Consider the following 15754-nt stretch of genomic DNA (forward strand, 5'->3'; position numbering starts at 1 on the left):
CGATGATGTGACGCCTACCAGTCAACCCGCCCGATCGAGGAGAACCATGCCGTTGCGCCCCGTCACCACGTGGACGCTCGAGATGCCCGAGCGCCCGCACACCACGCCGCGTGGCCACTGCATCAGCACCCCGACGGCCGACGCCCCCGACGTCGCATCCGGCCCGCATGACGACATGGCGAGCCGTCCTGAGGACGTTCGGATCGACCTGGTGCCGAACCCGAGCCCCGAGTTTGCCCGCTACCTCTACGCCGTCGTCGGCGGGCCGTGGACGTGGACCGACCGCCTCGGATGGACGCGCGAGCAGTGGCTCGCCGACCTCGGCGTCACCGGCACCGAGACCTACGTCGCGTACGTCGGCGGCGAACCGGCGGGCTACGTGCAGATCCAGCCGACACCCGTCGGCGCGGCGGAGGCGCGTGGTCGAGCAAGCGTCGAGATTCGCTACTTCGGACTCGTCAAGACCGCCATCGGACGGGGCCTCGGCCGCACGCTGCTAGCCCATGGCATCGACGCAGCCTGGACGCTCGCCGAACGTCATGAGGCGCCGGCGACGCAACGCGTCTGGGTTCACACGTGCAGCCTCGACGGCCCGGCGGCGCTGCGAAACTACGAGCGACGCGGCTTCGTCGTCATCGACGAGACGACGGAACTCATGGACTACCCCGCACAGCCCCTCGGCGCCTGGCGTTCCGCCGGCGGGCCCGCGTGAGCAGGGCCCGGCCGGCACGCCCCATCTGAAGTACGCCCGAGGCGAGTGAGTGGCTCCGCACTCAGACTCTGCGCAAATGCACCCGGGTGCACTTGTGCCTAGGTGAACTGCCCCCCGGGCCGAGGTGAACGCGAGACGCCGACGGCCCCTTCGGCGCCTGGCTCTTGGCTCACGTCCTCGGAAACACAGCGTGAAGAACCGGGGTCAGTGTGCGTGGGCTCAGGCGTGACGAGCGCGCTCGACGTGACGAGCGCGCTCGACGAGATCGCTGAGCAGCCGCAGTTGTTGCACGTCGGCGTCGAAAGTGCGTCGCGCTCAGGCGTGACGAGCGCGCTCGACGAGATCGCTGAACAATCGCAGCTGCTGTCCGTCGGTGTCGAAGGTGTCCTCCGGGTGCCATTGCACCGCGACGATGCTGGCCCCCGCGCCCACAAGGCCTGACTCGCGCTCGCTCGCCGAGGTGCCTGCCGCCACAGCGTCGGTCGTCGGGTCGAGTTCGACGGCTTCCGTCGTCCCGTCATCGGCACGCGCGACGACCCGCCAGCCGGGCGCGACGTCCCGTAGGCACTGGTGGTGGTAGCAGCTGGCCTTGACGGTCGGCCCGCCGAGCACCTGCGCGAGGCGAGACGACGGGTCGAGCTCGACGTCCTCGACGCGATGACGGTGCGCCGACACGCCGAGCTCGTCGTCCATGTCGAAGTGCAACGTGCCCCCCAAGGCCACGTTGAGCAACTGCATGCCACGACAGATCGCGAGCGCCGGCACGGCCCGTCCGACGATGACGCGGGCGAGTGCGAAGTCGAACGCGTCCTGTTCGACGTCGACGTCGTAGTGGGTGTCGTGCATCGCTTCGCCTGTCCAGACGGGCGAGATGTCGCCACCACCGGGCAGGAGGATGCCATCGGCGAAGGCCACGCGTTCGGCGACCTGGTCGACGAACGCGTCTGGAATACCGGCGAATCCACGCGTTGGGTCGACGAGTGCGTCGGGAGCCCCGCGCTCGGTGCCGTCATCGCCCCCAGCGGTCATCGGCTCGGCGATCGGGGCAACGGGGTGGATGACGACCGGCTCGCCCCCCGCCGCCCAGACGGCGTCCATGAGCGCGCGCGCCATGACATCTGCGCCGTAGCGCAGAGCTGACGCGGACACGGAGAACCGCGCCGGCATCGCGATGATGGGTCGACTCACGCCGTCACCCGCCTTGTCTTCGTCGTCATCGTCATCACTTCACAGTTCTCCCACGTGGTGCGTTCAGACACCACGTGGGGAGATTTCGCCACGAACAACTCCCACATCGTGCGTATCAACACCGAGTGGGGAGAACTCGCCACGAACAGCTCCTACTCGTGGCGTGATTGCACCGAGTGGGACATCATTTCGCGCCGTCCCCGCCGGATGTGTCGCACCGAGCACACCGGCTGAGCCTGCGAGGTCTGTGCGCCGGAAGACGCGCCCAGACGATACGAGCCGTGTCGTACCGAGCACACCGGCCAAGCCCGCGAAGCCACACCGCCGGAAGACGCGCCAGAAGGTGCGGGCATCACGGCTGCGGAGGCATCGGCTTTCGGATACCGCGGAACTCCCAGTCGCCACCCTGGGCGGTGGAGAGGACTTCCTCCGACTCGGTGACCTGCGCGCCGACGTCGGTGCGGATGGGCGTCGGGCCTGTCACGATGTGGTTGCGCAGCGTGCCGAGGCCTTCGACCTCGACCTCGACGACGTCGCCGGGGTACACCGTCCGCGAGATGGCGGGCGTGCCGGACAGCAGCAGGTCGCCGGGCTGCAACGTGATGGTGCGGGCGATGTCGGCGACGAGGTAGTGCATGTTCCACTCCATCTCGTCGGTCGTGCCGTCCTGCTTCACCTCACCGTTGACGAGGGTGCGGATGCGCTTGCCGCGGAAATCCCAGCCCTCGACGACGCCGGGGCCGACGGGGCAGAGCGTGTCGGCACCCTTGACGCGCAGCATCGAACCGGAGTCGGTGTCGCGGAAGTCGTGCAGGCCGTAGTCGTTGGCGACGGTGTAGCCGCGGATGTAGTCGCCGGCCTCCTCGGGCGAGATGTTGCGGCACGTCTTGCCGATGACGATGGCGATCTCGCCCTCGTAGTTGAGCCACTTGCAACCCTCGGGGCGCACGACGGCACCCTCGTGCGTGTTGAGCGCGGAGACGGGCTTGTGGAAGTACGTCGGCGCCTTCGGCAGCGTCGTCATCATCTCGTCGACGCGGCTGCGGTAGTTGAGGTGCACGCAGACGATCTTGCTCGGCGTCACGGGCGGCAGGTGCGTCGCGTCGGCGATGGCGACGCGACGACCGTCGCCGGCGACGAGGTCGTCACCGTCGACGACGACGTCGACGGGGTTGCCGTCCAGCAGGATGCGGCGGGTTTCGCGCAGGGTCATCGGGTTCTCCTCGTGGGGTGGATCGGGATCAAGGTCAAGGTCGGCGGACAGCCGACGCCCTCAGCCCGCGGCCGGGACGTCGGGAATGTGTTGCGGGCCCGCCTCAGCAGCCGCCGAGGCAGCCTTCTGACGCAAGACGTCGTCGTCGATGACGGTGCGGTGCGGCGCGGGGAAGCCACCGTCGGGCTGGTCGAACCACAGGTGCACCTGGCCAGTACCGACGGAGTTCTCGTACTCGCCGTACTGACGCGACGGGGCGGTGCAGTCGCCTTCGCCGAGGGCACCGATCATCATGAGGTAGTGCCCGAATCGTGCTTCGGGCTTGTACCGGTAGAACTCGTCCATCGTGTCGAGGACGCGCGCGTGATCGCCGTTCGCGAACCATTCCATGCGCTGCAGGTCGGCTCGGCACGCCTCCTGTGAGAAGATGTGCTCGCTGCCGGCGGCCTCGTGGTCGCGCAGCTTGCGCAGCGGCCAGAACGTGTGGCTGAGCGCGCCGGAGGCGATGAGCAGCACCTTGCGGTCGCTCTCGCGGATGGCGTCACCGAGCGCGCGGCCGAGGCGCAGGTTGTCCTCCGTGTCGGCTGTTTGGCACACGCCTATGGAGATCCACTTCTTGTCGTCGAGGCCCTTGCCGAGGTACTCCCACATGTTCGTCGTCGCGTAGAAGATCGGCAGCGAGTGGTCGTCGATCGCGGTGATCCACGTGCCGTGCTCGTCGGCCTTGCTCGCGATGAGGTGCGCGAGCTCCGGGTCGCCGGGGAAGTCGTAGTGACGGCGCGTCATGCCGCGCGGCAACTCCTCCGACGTGAACAGCCCCGAGCGGCGATCCTGCGCCGTGACGACGAACTCGACGGTGGTCGCCCAGTGGCTGTCGAGTACGACGACGGTGTCGTAGTCGAGCACGTCGAACACCTCGCGCCGCAACTGCTGGAGCCCGGCGACGAGCGTCGTGTCCTCGCCGTTGTTGAGGCTGCGCCGCACGTCCTCGGGCAGCATGATCGTCGGCACGTGCGCCAGCAGACCGGCGCCTACCACTTCACCCATGTCCGTCTCCTTCGTTCATCGTCGTTTCTCGTCACTGACCTGCCCAAGGCCCGCCATCCTCTGCGTGCGCGTGCACCCAGGTGCCCCGCACGCAAAGGATGTGCGGCGGGCACCTGCGAGCAGTGCCGCCAAATTTCTCGGCCATTCAGTTGTTCAGCGACTCGATCGTTCAGTTGCTCGGCGCGAAGACGGAGTTCTTCACGTCGCAGTAGAAGTCGAAACTCCAGATGCCGCCCTCGCGGCCGATACCGGACTGGCCGCTGCCACCGAACGGCGCGCCGAGGTCGCGGACGAAGAAGCAGTTGACCCAGACGGTGCCCGCGCGCAGTTGCGCCGAAACGCGTTCTGCCCGCTCGGGGTCCGACGTCACGAGCGTCGCGGCGAGGCCGAAGCGCGTGTCGTTCGCCATCGCGACGCCGGCCTCGTCACCGTCGAACGTCTCGATCGTGAGGACGGGGCCGAAGACCTCCTCGGTGAGGATCTCCGAGCCCTCGGGGCAGTCGGCGAGGATCGTCGGCGAGTAGAACAGGCCGCCCAGCTCGTCGTTCGGCCCCCCACCCATGAGGACGCGCGCGCCGTCGGCCTTGGCGCGCTGCACGAAACCGTCGACGGTGTCGAAGTGCTTGCGCGTGATGAGTGCGGAGAGGTCGCTCGTCAGGTCGCGCGGGTCGCCCTGCTTGAGCGTGCGAGCCTTGTCGAGCACGCGCTGCGTGAACTCCTCGACGATCTTGGCGTCGACGAGCAGACGCGCGCCCTTGAGGCAGACCTGCCCGGCGTTGTCGAACTGCTCGACGGCGATGTCGACGGCCAGATCCATGTCGGCGTCGTCGAGCACGAGCAGCGGCGACTTGCCGCCCAGCTCGAACGACAACGGGACGATGTTCGGCGCGGCCGCAGCGGCGATGACGCCGGCCGTCGGGACGGAGCCGGTGAAGCACAGCCGGTTGATACCGGGGTGACGCGTCAGTGGGGCGCCCGCGTCGACGCCCGTGCCCTGTACGACGTTGAACACACCGTCGGGCAGGCCCGCGTCACGCATGATGTCGGCGAGCAGCGACGCCGTCAGCGGCGCCCATTCCGGCGGCTTGACGACGACGGTGTTGCCCGCCGCGAGCGCCGGGCCGATGCGCCAGGTCGCGAGCATGAGCGGCGCGTTCCACGGCGTGATGATGGCGACGACGCCGGCCGGGTCGTACGTGATGCTTTCGCGATGGCCGCGCCCGGGCACCGTCATGTCGGGGTGGGCGAGGTCGTTCTCGAGGTAGTCGGCGAAGAAGCGGAAGTTCATCGCGACGCGCGGCATGACGCCGCGCAGGTGGCTGCGCAGCAGCGCGCCGTTGTCGCGCGTCTCGACGTGCGCGAGCTCCTCGACACGCGCCTCGACGCCGTCGGCGACATTGCGCAGCAGCGCCGCGCGCTCCGCGACCGGCATGCCGGCCCATGCCGGAAAGGCCTTGCGCGCAGCAGCGACGGCAGCGTCGACCTCGGCCTCGGCGCCTGCGCTGATCTCGCCGATGACGCTCTCGTCGATCGGGGAGACGTCGGTGAACGTCGCACCGTCAGCGCTGGTGACGCGCTCGCCACCGATCCAGTGACGCGTATCGACCTCGACCCCCTCGACGGTGATCTTCTCGGGCTGCGGCGCGGTGACCATGACGCTCCTCGCAAGGTTGGCTGGTGCGGTGATGCGCATCACACTACCAATCGTTCGGGCCCAAACGGACATCCTACGGCGAGATCAAATCGTCACCTGATCCTCGTGTGTCTCAGATCACATCATGGGTTACCGTGACCCCCGAGGCGAGATCGTTCGCCCCCGAACGAAAGGCCCGGCATGGCAACTCCCACGTCGTCTCCCGACATGAGTCCGCGCGCAGATTCCGACATCCCACACACCGAGCACCGCCTGCGTTCCGGGCGCCTCGGGGTCATCGCGATCGCGTTCATCGTCGTCTCCGCCGCCGCGCCCCTGACGGCGATGGCCGGCGGCGCGCCCGTCGCGATGCTCGTCGGCAACGGGCGAGGCATTCCGTTCGCGTACCTCATCGTCAGCGCCATGCTGCTGCTGTTCGCCGTCGGCTACACCGCGATGGCACGTCACCACACGAGCACGGGCGCGTTCTACGCGTACGTCGCGCGCGGCCTCGGCCAGCATGCCGGCGGCGCTGCGGCGTGGATCGCGCTGCTCGGTTACAACGCCATGCAGATCGGCCTCTACGGCCTCTTCGGCTCGGCCACCGCCAGCTTCTGCGCGGACAACCTCGGCTTCGACCCGCCGTGGTGGGCGTGCGCGTTCGTCGCGTGGGCCGTCATCGCGCTGCTCGGCTACCGCCAGGTCGATCTGTCCGTCAAGGTGCTCGGCGTCCTCGTCGCCGCGGAATTCCTCATCGTCCTCCTGCTCGACGGCGCCATCATCGGCAAGGGTGGGGAGGGCGGCCACGGCGGTGTCGCATCGCACCTGGCCTGGGATTCGTTCAGCTTCGACGCCCTGACAAGCGGTTCGCTCGCCATCGCACTGCTGTTCAACTCGGCGAGCTACATCGGGTTCGAGTCGACGACGATCTACTCGGAGGAGGCGAAGGATCCGCGTCGCACCGTGCCGCGCGCGACGTACCTCGCCGTCGCCGTCATCGGTGTCTTCTACTCGATCACGACGTTCCTCATGGTGAGCGCGCAGGGCGGTTCGACGCTCGTCGAGCACCTCGGCGGCCTCAAGCCGGACCCGACGGTCTTCCTCTTCGAACTGGGCGATACCTACCTCGGTTCGAGCGCGACGAAGGTGATGTCGCTGCTGTTCGCGACATCCGTCTTCGCGGCGCTGCTCGCGTTCCACAACGCCGTCGCGCGCTACCTGTTCGCCCTCGGACGCGAGGGGCTCGTGCCCGCCCGCCTCGGCCACACGCACACGGTGCACCTGTCGCCGCACATGGGCTCGATCAGCCAGACGGTGCTCGCCGCCGTCGTCCTGACGATCTTCGTCGTCACCGACAAGGATCCCGTGCTCGCCCTGTTCACCTGGCTGACGCAGCTCGGCACGCTCGCCATCCTGTTCCTCATGGCGTTCGCGTCGCTCGCCGTCGTCGTGTTCTTCGCGAAGTACCGGGGCGCACGAGGCAAGGCCGCAGCCGACGACACGGTGACGGGCGACGTCGCCACCGCCGGCACCGGCCTCGGCGGGCTCTGGCGCACCCTCGTCGCGCCCGCGCTCTCGGCGGTGTTCATGGGCGGCGTCGCCGCGTATGCCGCATCGCAGTTCGGCAACCTCATCGGAGACCCGAACAGCGCCCTCGCGTGGCAGCTGCCCGCGCTCATCGGCGTCGCCGTCGTCATCGGTGTCATCTCGTCGTTCGTCCTCAGGGCCCGCGCGCCGCAGCGGTGGGCGCTCATGGGCATGGACCGCGTCGAGGCGACCGACGGCGCAACACAGATCGACGGGACGTCGGCGGCGCCGACGTCCTGAGCGACCCGCGACGCAGCGCGCCCACCTCGTCACTCGACGGGGTGGGCGCGCTGCGTTCTGAGGCGCCCGGTTCGAGCGCGACGGACGTCAGTTCAGCTGCCAGATGACGGCTTCGTCCGCCTCGGCTGCCTTGGCGTAGAACTCGCGCAGCTCGGCGTCGTAGGGCATGACGTACACGTCGAGCACGTCGTCCTCGTCCCAGATGTCGGGGTAGATCTCGTCGCGCGTGAACTTCTTCGCGTCGTAGCCCTTGCGCAGGATGCTCGGCGTGATGCGGCCCATCGCGGCGGCGATCGCCGTCACCCGCGCGGGCGTCACGTGGCCGACGACGACGTCCTCGGAGTCAGGCACCCGCCCCTCCGAGATCGGGCTCGGAGCGTGCGCCTGTTTGTAGAGGCGCTCGAGCGCATGCCAGGCCTTGTCGACATCGAGCATGCGCTCGTCGTCGATCTTCACGAGCGTCTCGAGCGCCTGCAGGGGCGCGTCACCCGTCGACGTGAGGTCGGTGACGAGTCGCTGCGCCTCGGTATCGTCCATGCGGTAGGCCGTCCAGATCATTCCCATGGGCCCGACGGTACTGCCCACGCCCCCGCGTGTCAGCGCCGCCGTCAGCCGCGGCTGGCAGACTGGGAGCGAACACGGCACGCCCGGGCGCCCCGGGCCCTTCGAAAGGCTGACGATGTCGCACGAGATCACCTGGAAGTCCGTCCACGACGAGCGCGAGTCGCTGCTCGAGGATCTCGCAGGGCTGAGTGACGCGCAGTGGCGCGCCCCGTCGCTGTGCGAGGACTGGAGCGTGCAGCAGGTCGTCGCGCACCTCGCGTCGTCGGCGCGCACGTCGAAGGCGAGCGCCGCCAAGCAGATGCTGACGCACAAGGGCAACGTCCAGGCCGTCAGCGACGCCGGCGTTGCGCGTTTCTCTGGTGGCACACCCGCCGAGACGCTCGAAGCCTTCCGCGAGTCGATGCACGAGCGCGTGTCGCCGTTCTCCGCGGAGGCCGCGCTCGGCGAGGTCGTCGTGCATGCAGAGGACATCCGCCGCGCGCTCGACATCGAACACACCTACCCCGCCGAGACGCTGCGTCAGCTCGCCGACCACTACAAGGACGCCGGCCTCGGCATGGGTGCGGGCGACCGCATCAAGGGCCTGCACCTCATGGCTACCGATCAGAAGTGGGAGACGGGCAAGGGCGACGTCGTCTCCGGGCCGATCATCGCGCTCATCATGACGATGCTCGGACGCACCGCCTACCTCGACGACCTGTCCGGTGACGGCGTCGAGACGTACCGCGCGCGCCTGACGCGCTGACGCTCGTCGATGTTGCCCGGGATTCGCGGCGCGGGTGCCTGGGTTCCCGGGCAACATCGGGCGGTGGAGCCATGACACATGCCATGGGGGATCCGTGAGCGTCGGCCGCGTGAGGCGACGAACGGCGCGCCTAGACTCGAGTCATGAAGGCCTCATCGAACTCCACGGCTCAGAAGTTGCTCGCGATCTCCGGCTCGTTGGCGCTCATCGTGTTTCTCGTGCTCGGCTTCGCCTTCCACGCGTGGCCGATCGCGTGGGTGGCCTTCCTCGTACCGGGGATGATCCGGACGTGGATGGCAGTCGAGGCCCCGGAGAAACAGCACGGTTACGGCATCGGCGCGGACGATGAATCCAAGCCGTACCCCTACTCCGACGACCCTGGGGCTGCGCCGCCGGCGCCGCGTCAGTAGCGCGACGTCGTCGGCGTGCCGGCCTGCGGCATGAGCGGGCGCGCCGCGCTCTCGGGGACGATCTGCTTGCCCAGCGGGAACAGTGCGAGCGGGATCATCTTGAGGTTCGCCCAGGCGAGGGGCAGACCGATGATCGTGACGGCGAGGGCGATGGCCGTGCCGATGTGCGCGATGGCGATCCAGATGCCCGCGAGCACGAACCAGATGATGTTGCCGATCATCGACCCGACGCCCGCTGTCGGCTTGTCGACGTACGTGCGCCCGAACGGCCACACGGCGAAGTTGGCGATGCGGAACGACGCGACGCCGAACGGGAACGTCACGATGAGAATGCACATGATGAGCCCGGCGAGCATGTAGCTCAACCACAACCACACCCCGGCGAACACGAACCAGATGATGTTGAGCAACGTCTTCATTGTTCTCCCCCTGTCGTCGAACCCGGGTGGTGTCGATACGACCTCCACAGCCTATCCAGATGACCTGAATCGCTCCTGGGTCGCCTCACATGCCACCTCAGCAGGGTGCGCCAGACGTGTTCGAGGCAGGCCGTCGCCAGGCGGCGGGTGTCGACGTCGTCACCGCGACGAGGCCCGCACGCTGCAGGATGGGGCGCGAGTACTCGGTGCAGTCGACCTGCAGTAGCGCCTTTCCGTGCGTCTTGGCCGCTCGGGCGCGCTGCGCCGCGAGCACACGATAGAGGCCTCGCCCGCGATGACGTTCGTCGCACGCGCCACCCCACAGGCCCGCGAAGTCGGTGTCGTCCACGAAATCGACCCGCCCCGAGCACACGATGTCGCCTGCCGAGTCGCGCACGAACCACATCTCGAAGCTTTCCGGATCGCGCCTCATGCGCTCGACGAGTTCGTCGCCCTGACGTCGGCTGCGCTCGGGGGAATCGCCGAAGACGCGCCCGGCGAGGCCTTCGGCGTCACGCATCGCCTGCTGGGTGGCGGCGCGTTCGAGCGTGTATCCGGCGGGCAGGCCCTCGTCGGCGGCGATGACGTCGTCGACCGACCCGACCATGACCGTCTCGGGCTCTTCCAGTTCGAATCCGCGCGCCTCGAGCCGCTGGAGAAGTCGCGGCAGGACGTCGTGGCCGCGCGTCTTCCATTCGAAGTGGTCGACGCGCTCGTCGGCCTCGAAATGGCTGACGACGGCGTCGATGAGTTCCTCGAGCCCGTCGTCCATGACGAACGGGTCGTAGGTGACGAATCCGCGCCGCCGGCCCGGGAACGTCGCAGCGAACACCGGGCCGATCGGCGTCACCTCGTCGGCGTCGGCCACCTCCGCCCGACCGCGCAGCTGAGAGTCGTACAGGTCGCGAAACGCCTCAGGGTTCATGGGGTGAATCTCGCAGCCCGGCGCCCCACGCCACAACTGAATTTCTCGACCGACGCGTCGTGTAGATCGCTTTGAGCTGCTCGCGCCCCACCCGGTATCCGCCAGGTGGGGCGTGAGAAGCGTGACCAGCTCGTGTCGCGCCGAGCGGATGGGGTGAGCTTGTGAACCCCTTCCGCCGGAAGAAACAGCGATCGCGCCTGGGAAGCCGGAAGACGCTCTGTGTAATTGTGGTGGCAGTTGATGCGTTCCTGTTCGATGACGGGTTCGCCAGCCCATTCGCTGTACTGGCGGACGACGCGGTCCATCATTTCTTCGCGGTTGAGCAGGGCGAAGTGCTGTGCCCACTCGAGTTCGCTGATGCCGGAATGCCGCAGCATCCCGAGGACACGAGCGCAGCGAGGCCCGCAGGGCTGCGTCGCGGCGCGACCGGGAGTAGGCGTCGAACTGGGGTGTGCCCTGGACGAGGTATGCGAGGTCGCGGTCGGGCAGGTCGATCCAGTTCGTCGCGCAGTAGTCGGTCGCCGTCTTGATGTGGTGCTGGGCGATCTTGTTGCCAACGCCGCGCGAACCGGAGTGCAGGAACAGCCAGACGCGGTCGTCCTCGTCGAGGGAGATCTCGATGAAGTGGTTGCCCGAGCCCAGCGAGCCGAGCTGTAGCGTCCAGTTCTTCGCGTACGTCGCGGGGTCGAACCTGGCGTCGGCGGCCATGGCGTTGAGTTCGTCGAGGCGCGTGCGCGTGTGGTCGCGGCTGATCGTGCGGTTCACTCCCCCGGCCGACAGCGGGATGGCGCGCTCGATCGCCTGACGTACGGGCGCACGGTCGACGGGCAGGTCGGTGGCGGTGTGCTGCGTGCGCACCGCGATCATGCCGCAGCCGATGTCGACGCCGACGGCGGCGGGGATGACGGAGTGCCGCAGCAACCCGAGGACATGAGCGCAGCGAGGCCCGCAGGGCTGCGTCGCGGCGCGACCTAAGACATCGCGCTGAGCGTCGGGATGACGGAGCCGACGGTGGCGCCGCGGCCGAGGTGAGCGTCGGGCATGAGCGCGAGGTGCGGGAAGATGAATGGCATCGACGCCGTCGTCAGGGCCTGTTCGCGGGTCGATTCCTCGAGGATCGAGGCCCAGTTGTACAGCTTCGCGTTGATTCGCTCCATGGTGTTCTCCTTGCGTGTTCGCCTGCGCCGCATGGAGATACGGAGCAGACGTCAGGTCGTTCGGGCCGAGGGTTCGTCCGATGCCTGCGGCTTCGGGGGGCCCTGCGACGCAGATGCTTCGGGTGCGGTGAGGCGCGCGCTGCCTGCGTCGTCGACGTCCGCAGGCAGCGTTGCCGTCAAGGTGTAGGTCGCGGCGAGCCGCGCGGGATTCTCGGCGAGTTGCCACTCGTTCGGTTCGATCTCGACCATCTGGCCGGGCAGCGCGTTCCACGGGACGCTCTGGTGCTCGACGAGTGCGTCGAGTCGGAGCCCGGCGTTCAGCAGCGCCGTGACGACCTCGCCGAGCCCGTGATTCCATTCGTGCGTGACGTTCGCGGTGAACTCGTGGCCGGTCTCGACGTAGGTGCCCCCGTCGTCGAACACGAGTGGTTGCTCCTGCTCGAAGTAGGGGAACTCCACGGCAGGGGTGGTGAATTCGTCATCGCGCAGGGTGCGTTTCCCGGTGGCTGGGTGGTCGCCCATCGCTCAAAGCATCGGGTGGCCTTCGCGGATGAACAGTCGCCCGCCGGGCTTGAGCAGCGCCGCGACGACCTGGGCCCAGCGTTCGATGCTGGGCAGCCAACACAGCGCGCCGATGCCGGTGTAGACGAGGTCGAACTGCCTGCCGCCCAGGGCTTGCGGCGCCGAGTAGACGTCGGATTCGACGTACTCGATGTCGCCGTGTCCGGCTGCAGCGGCGATGCGCTGGGCCTCTTCCAGCGACTTCGGCGACAGGTCGACACCCGTGACGCGCTGCGCGCCAAGCCGTTTCAGCGACAACGTGTCGGTGCCGATGTGGCACTGGAGGTGGACGACGTCGAGCCCGTCGAGCGATCCGAGCCCCGGCGCACGCTCCACGTCGAACCGGACGACACGGCTGATGGCGTCGGGGTGGTCGATGAAGTGCTGCACCGAATAGTCGGGGCTTGCGGCATGGGCGACGGCACGGTCATCCCAGTTGGCCTTGTTGACGCGCAGGTACTCCTCACTACCAGCCGTCGCCGTCGGCGACGTGGATGCGGTCGAGAGCTGCGTGTCGTTCATGACGTCGAGTCTGCCGTGACCTGACGAACCACGCCACCGATTTTTTCGTCATGGTCAACCGCAGCGGGCCCACCTATGCAACGTCGCACCGTGATGAGTCGGCGCGGTCGCCGAATTGGAGGAAACCTCCAAACGAGACCGTCCAGAGTTGGTGCGTCTCTTGACGAAGTCGCACCAAGCAGTGCGCTTCGATGGTGAGGTACCCACCACCTGCGCGAAAGGCTCATGATGCCGAGGACCGCCACACCGACGTCGGCCGACACCACCGTCCGCGAGGAGGTCGGCATCCAGTTCCCGGCCGGATCCGACGGCACGCGCCCGACGACGCCGACCGTCAAGGCCATCGTCGCGGAAGCGGTTCGCAACAGTGACCCCGCACTGGCGGGCCGAGTCGAGGCCGACACGTCGTGGCGTCAGGGCTACGTCGGCGCGATGCGCGAACTCACCGTCCGCACCGCTGCCGATGACGATGCAGCGACGACGATCGCCCGCGACGGCCTCGCCGCGGCGCGCGCCCATCTCGTCCACGTTGCCAACGGCGGCACGCAGACACCGCTCGCCGACCTCGACGTCGACGCCGCCGTCGATGCCGCCCGCGGCACGTTCGGCACCCACACCGTGGACGGCACCGCCGAGCCTCGTCAGGAACTCGCCATCCCCTACCAGGGGCGCATGCTGAGCGGCCACGATCTCGAACGCCAACTCGCGGCGTGGGTGCACAAGGGCATCGTGGAGCAGTCGTGCGCGGACGCCGTCATGCGTGTCGTCGCGCACCCGGAGTGGCTGAGCCTGCCTGGCCACGTCATCGCCGACATCGGCGCCGGCGCCGAGATGGGGCCGCTCGAGATGCTGTCGAGCTGGGGCGCACGCATCCTCGCGATCGACATCCCCCGCGTCAGCGAGCGCCTCGAGAAGATGGCGCGCGACGGTGCGGGCCTCGTCAGCTTGCCGACGAAGGACGGCGAGACGGGCGCCGACATCACGCGCGACACCGCGGCCGTCGCTGCGTGGATCGACGAGCAGGCGGGTGACGACACCGTCGTCCTCGGCATGCACGCCTATGCCGATTCGGGCATGCACATCCGCCTGACGCTCGCCGCCGACCTCATCGCCACCTGGCTGCAGGAGCGCCGCCCGACGACGGTGCTCGCGTATCTCGCGACGCCGACCGACGCGTTCGTCGTGCCCCAGGAGATCATCGACGCCGCCCGCTCGCGGTGGTCACGCCACGGCAGCAAGGGTTTCGCGAAGCGCGCGCTGCGCACCGCGTCACGCGGCCAACTGTTCACCGAGCCCTACCCGAAGGGCTCGCGCGTCGCCGACTGCATCATCGCCCAGCAGGGTCCCAACTACGCCGTTGCGAAGCGCCTGCAGCGCTGGCGCGCCGTCGCCTCGGAGGCTGACGGGCGCCGCGTCTCGTTCAACGTCGCACCCGCGACGTTCACCCGGTCGGTGACGAAGAACACCGCCCTCAAGGCCGCCTACGCCGGCGCGCACCACTTCGGTGTCGAGGTCTTCGCCGCCGAGACGAGCCGCGCGCTCATGGCGGCGCTGCTCGTCCACGACGTCATGCGTGACGATCTCACCCCCGGCGCCGCGCCTCAGCGCGCCCACGCCGAAGAACTCTTCAGCGACGGCGCCGCACACGGTGGCTTGTGGCGCACGGCCTGGGCACCCCGCTCGGCCCTCGGCGTCGCGGCCGCTCTCGGCGCCCCCAAGGCGCTGCGCCGCAAGGCATAGCGACACACGTCTCGCCCGCCCGTCCTATCGCCTCATCGCGACCGCCGTCCGAGGGGGCGATGCGCGTTACGCTCGAAAGAGGGGAACACACGATTGCTCGAGCACCCCACGCAACCTGCGTGGGGGTTCATGCGTCCTCATACCGAGACCATCGTTCACGGAGAGGGGAAGTCGATGTTTGCGCCAGCCTTCATGTGCCCACACGCACACCGCGTCACGACCTCCGCAACCGACGCCATGCCCACCCGCGGCCATGCCGAGAAGCCCAGCACAGCTGCCGGCATCCTCGCGCGCCACACCGCGAGCGAATTGATCGGCACGCAGGGCGAACAGCTGCGCCTGCGCGTCGTCGTCGAACATGTCACCGCCGCGCGACGCACGTTCACCTACGTGCTGCGCGTCGAGGGCACGAACGATCTCCTCGAGTGGTCGACTCAGCGCCGTTACGGCATCACCGAGGGTGAACGACTCGCCCTGTCCGGCCTCGTCAAGGCCCACACCACCCGCGACGCCACGCGCGTCACGGTGCTCCGCGACTGCTTCAACCCCTTGAGGATGACGTGATCTCCCTCCCCGTGACCATTCCGCGCATCGCGCGCGGCCAAGACCGCAAAGACGCCGACCAGCGCTACTCCGGCGTCGCCGCCGGCCCCGCCGAACGAGGCTCCGGCACGACGACGTCCGTCGCGTTCCTCGCCGACGTGGGCACCACCGTCGACGTCATCGCCCGCGTCGCCGGCACCACCCCGCCACGTGACGGCGACACCGCCGACGTCGTGCGCCACTGCTTCCGAACCGTCGACGACGGCCTCGCCCTGTGCTGCCCGCTGCCCGCCACCGAGCACCTGCGCCTCGGCTCCGTCATCCGCGTGCGCGGCGACGTCACCGAGCAGCGCACCCAGGGCAGCAACCACGTCACCGAGATCCGAGCCGACGAGCTCGACCTGCTCGGCTGACGCCGCCCTTCCACTGACGGGCCACGCGCGAACCTGACGGCCCGCCTCGTCCGCGCGGCTCGACCACGCTAGCCGGTGGGGCCACGCGCGAGAAATCTCGCACCCCCACCCGACCGTCCCGACACAGCACCCACC

Annotated in this window: 16 protein-coding genes and 1 pseudogene; 7 read left to right on the forward strand and 10 right to left on the reverse strand. The window is 68.7% G+C overall.

What is annotated here, in order from left to right; all coding sequences use genetic code 11:
- Window positions 1-46 precede the first annotated feature (46 nt).
- Window positions 47-712, forward strand: coding sequence for a GNAT family N-acetyltransferase (locus tag J4Z35_RS05220; protein WP_074040941.1), 666 nt, complete (start codon window positions 47-49; stop codon window positions 710-712).
- Between the two features lie 315 nt (window positions 713-1027).
- Here J4Z35_RS05220 and J4Z35_RS05225 read toward each other — a convergent pair whose 3' ends face one another.
- The 4 genes from J4Z35_RS05225 to J4Z35_RS05240 all read right to left on the reverse strand — a co-directional run bounded on the left by J4Z35_RS05225 (window position 1028) and on the right by J4Z35_RS05240 (window position 5814).
- Window positions 1028-1900, reverse strand: coding sequence for a gamma-glutamyl-gamma-aminobutyrate hydrolase family protein (locus tag J4Z35_RS05225; protein ID WP_208065416.1), 873 nt, complete (start codon window positions 1898-1900; stop codon window positions 1028-1030).
- Window positions 1901-2252: 352 nt separating this feature from the next.
- Window positions 2253-3113, reverse strand: a complete 861-nt coding sequence (locus J4Z35_RS05230; RefSeq protein ID WP_197418830.1) for a fumarylacetoacetate hydrolase family protein — start codon at window positions 3111-3113, stop codon at window positions 2253-2255.
- A gap of 60 nt (window positions 3114-3173) precedes the next feature.
- A complete protein-coding gene (locus tag J4Z35_RS05235; RefSeq protein WP_208065417.1) occupies window positions 3174-4160 on the reverse strand; it encodes a catechol 1,2-dioxygenase in 987 nt (328 codons plus the stop codon).
- A 169-nt stretch (window positions 4161-4329) separates the two neighbouring features.
- Window positions 4330-5814, reverse strand: a complete 1485-nt coding sequence (locus J4Z35_RS05240) for an aldehyde dehydrogenase (RefSeq protein WP_243754860.1) — start codon at window positions 5812-5814, stop codon at window positions 4330-4332.
- A 207-nt stretch (window positions 5815-6021) separates the two neighbouring features.
- On the opposite strand from J4Z35_RS05240, the gene J4Z35_RS05245 reads away from it, so the two are divergent.
- Window positions 6022-7620, forward strand: coding sequence for an APC family permease (locus J4Z35_RS05245; protein ID WP_243754861.1), 1599 nt, complete (start codon window positions 6022-6024; stop codon window positions 7618-7620).
- 87 nt (window positions 7621-7707) lie between these two features.
- Here J4Z35_RS05245 and J4Z35_RS05250 read toward each other — a convergent pair whose 3' ends face one another.
- Window positions 7708-8184 (reverse strand): DUF1877 family protein, encoded by a 477-nt coding sequence (locus tag J4Z35_RS05250; protein ID WP_208065420.1) that lies wholly within the window; start codon window positions 8182-8184, stop codon window positions 7708-7710.
- A gap of 115 nt (window positions 8185-8299) precedes the next feature.
- On the opposite strand from J4Z35_RS05250, the gene J4Z35_RS05255 reads away from it, so the two are divergent.
- Window positions 8300-8929 (forward strand): maleylpyruvate isomerase family mycothiol-dependent enzyme, encoded by a 630-nt coding sequence (locus J4Z35_RS05255; protein ID WP_038566487.1) that lies wholly within the window; start codon window positions 8300-8302, stop codon window positions 8927-8929.
- 143 nt (window positions 8930-9072) lie between these two features.
- Window positions 9073-9339, forward strand: a complete 267-nt coding sequence (locus J4Z35_RS05260) for a hypothetical protein (protein ID WP_038566485.1) — start codon at window positions 9073-9075, stop codon at window positions 9337-9339.
- Here the strand turns inward: J4Z35_RS05260 and J4Z35_RS05265 are convergent.
- The 5 genes and pseudogenes from J4Z35_RS05265 to J4Z35_RS14410 all read right to left on the reverse strand — a co-directional run bounded on the left by J4Z35_RS05265 (window position 9333) and on the right by J4Z35_RS14410 (window position 12923).
- Window positions 9333-9758 (reverse strand): YccF domain-containing protein, encoded by a 426-nt coding sequence (locus J4Z35_RS05265; protein ID WP_074040936.1) that lies wholly within the window; start codon window positions 9756-9758, stop codon window positions 9333-9335. The genes J4Z35_RS05260 and J4Z35_RS05265 overlap by 7 nt on opposite strands.
- Window positions 9759-9855: 97 nt before the next feature.
- Window positions 9856-10683 (reverse strand): hypothetical protein, encoded by an 828-nt coding sequence (locus tag J4Z35_RS05270; RefSeq protein WP_074040961.1) that lies wholly within the window; start codon window positions 10681-10683, stop codon window positions 9856-9858.
- Between the two features lie 212 nt (window positions 10684-10895).
- Window positions 10896-11840: pseudogene (locus tag J4Z35_RS05275) on the reverse strand (RtcB family protein); the annotation flags it as partial.
- A 51-nt stretch (window positions 11841-11891) separates the two neighbouring features.
- Window positions 11892-12362: a hypothetical protein gene (locus J4Z35_RS14405; protein ID WP_074040934.1), complete on the reverse strand. Its 471-nt coding sequence runs from the start codon at window positions 12360-12362 to the stop codon at window positions 11892-11894.
- 3 nt (window positions 12363-12365) lie between these two features.
- Window positions 12366-12923: a class I SAM-dependent methyltransferase gene (locus tag J4Z35_RS14410; protein ID WP_074040933.1), complete on the reverse strand. Its 558-nt coding sequence runs from the start codon at window positions 12921-12923 to the stop codon at window positions 12366-12368.
- A 225-nt stretch (window positions 12924-13148) separates the two neighbouring features.
- Here J4Z35_RS14410 and J4Z35_RS05285 point away from each other — a divergent pair, with 225 nt between their 5' ends.
- The 3 genes from J4Z35_RS05285 to J4Z35_RS05295 all read left to right on the forward strand — a co-directional run bounded on the left by J4Z35_RS05285 (window position 13149) and on the right by J4Z35_RS05295 (window position 15619).
- The gene (locus J4Z35_RS05285) at window positions 13149-14663 is read left to right on the forward strand and encodes a hypothetical protein (RefSeq protein ID WP_208065421.1); all 1515 of its coding nucleotides are present in this window, start codon (window positions 13149-13151) and stop codon (window positions 14661-14663) included.
- Window positions 14664-14900: 237 nt separating this feature from the next.
- Complete coding sequence (locus tag J4Z35_RS05290) at window positions 14901-15227, forward strand: hypothetical protein (protein ID WP_208065422.1); 327 nt, start codon at window positions 14901-14903, stop codon at window positions 15225-15227.
- Entirely contained in the window at window positions 15224-15619 is a 396-nt protein-coding gene (locus J4Z35_RS05295) for a hypothetical protein (protein ID WP_208065423.1), read from the forward strand. Before J4Z35_RS05290 ends, J4Z35_RS05295 begins: the two co-directional genes overlap by 4 nt.
- Window positions 15620-15754 lie beyond the last annotated feature (135 nt).

The organism is Dermacoccus sp. NHGro5 (genome assembly GCF_017565385.1).
Classification (GTDB): Bacteria; Actinomycetota; Actinomycetes; order Actinomycetales; family Dermatophilaceae; genus Dermacoccus; species Dermacoccus nishinomiyaensis.

What these genes read in the sequence shown, in the direction of transcription:
- J4Z35_RS05285 (WP_208065421.1), top strand. Translation starts at nt 13,149, where the DNA reads ATGATGCCGAGGACCGCCACACCGACGTCGGCCGACACCACCGTCCGC.
- J4Z35_RS05245 (WP_243754861.1), top strand. Translation starts at nt 6,022, where the DNA reads ATGAGTCCGCGCGCAGATTCCGACATCCCACACACCGAGCACCGCCTG.
- J4Z35_RS05255 (WP_038566487.1), top strand. Translation starts at nt 8,300, where the DNA reads ATGTCGCACGAGATCACCTGGAAGTCCGTCCACGACGAGCGCGAGTCG.
- J4Z35_RS05240 (WP_243754860.1), bottom strand. Translation starts at nt 5,814, where the DNA reads ATGGTCACCGCGCCGCAGCCCGAGAAGATCACCGTCGAGGGGGTCGAG.
- J4Z35_RS05270 (WP_074040961.1), bottom strand. Translation starts at nt 10,683, where the DNA reads ATGAACCCTGAGGCGTTTCGCGACCTGTACGACTCTCAGCTGCGCGGT.
- J4Z35_RS14405 (WP_074040934.1), bottom strand. Translation starts at nt 12,362, where the DNA reads ATGGGCGACCACCCAGCCACCGGGAAACGCACCCTGCGCGATGACGAA.
- J4Z35_RS05220 (WP_074040941.1), top strand. Translation starts at nt 47, where the DNA reads ATGCCGTTGCGCCCCGTCACCACGTGGACGCTCGAGATGCCCGAGCGC.
- J4Z35_RS14410 (WP_074040933.1), bottom strand. Translation starts at nt 12,923, where the DNA reads ATGAACGACACGCAGCTCTCGACCGCATCCACGTCGCCGACGGCGACG.
- J4Z35_RS05290 (WP_208065422.1), top strand. Translation starts at nt 14,901, where the DNA reads ATGCCCACCCGCGGCCATGCCGAGAAGCCCAGCACAGCTGCCGGCATC.
- J4Z35_RS05250 (WP_208065420.1), bottom strand. Translation starts at nt 8,184, where the DNA reads ATGGGAATGATCTGGACGGCCTACCGCATGGACGATACCGAGGCGCAG.
- J4Z35_RS05230 (WP_197418830.1), bottom strand. Translation starts at nt 3,113, where the DNA reads ATGACCCTGCGCGAAACCCGCCGCATCCTGCTGGACGGCAACCCCGTC.
- J4Z35_RS05260 (WP_038566485.1), top strand. Translation starts at nt 9,073, where the DNA reads ATGAAGGCCTCATCGAACTCCACGGCTCAGAAGTTGCTCGCGATCTCC.
- J4Z35_RS05235 (WP_208065417.1), bottom strand. Translation starts at nt 4,160, where the DNA reads ATGGGTGAAGTGGTAGGCGCCGGTCTGCTGGCGCACGTGCCGACGATC.
- J4Z35_RS05265 (WP_074040936.1), bottom strand. Translation starts at nt 9,758, where the DNA reads ATGAAGACGTTGCTCAACATCATCTGGTTCGTGTTCGCCGGGGTGTGG.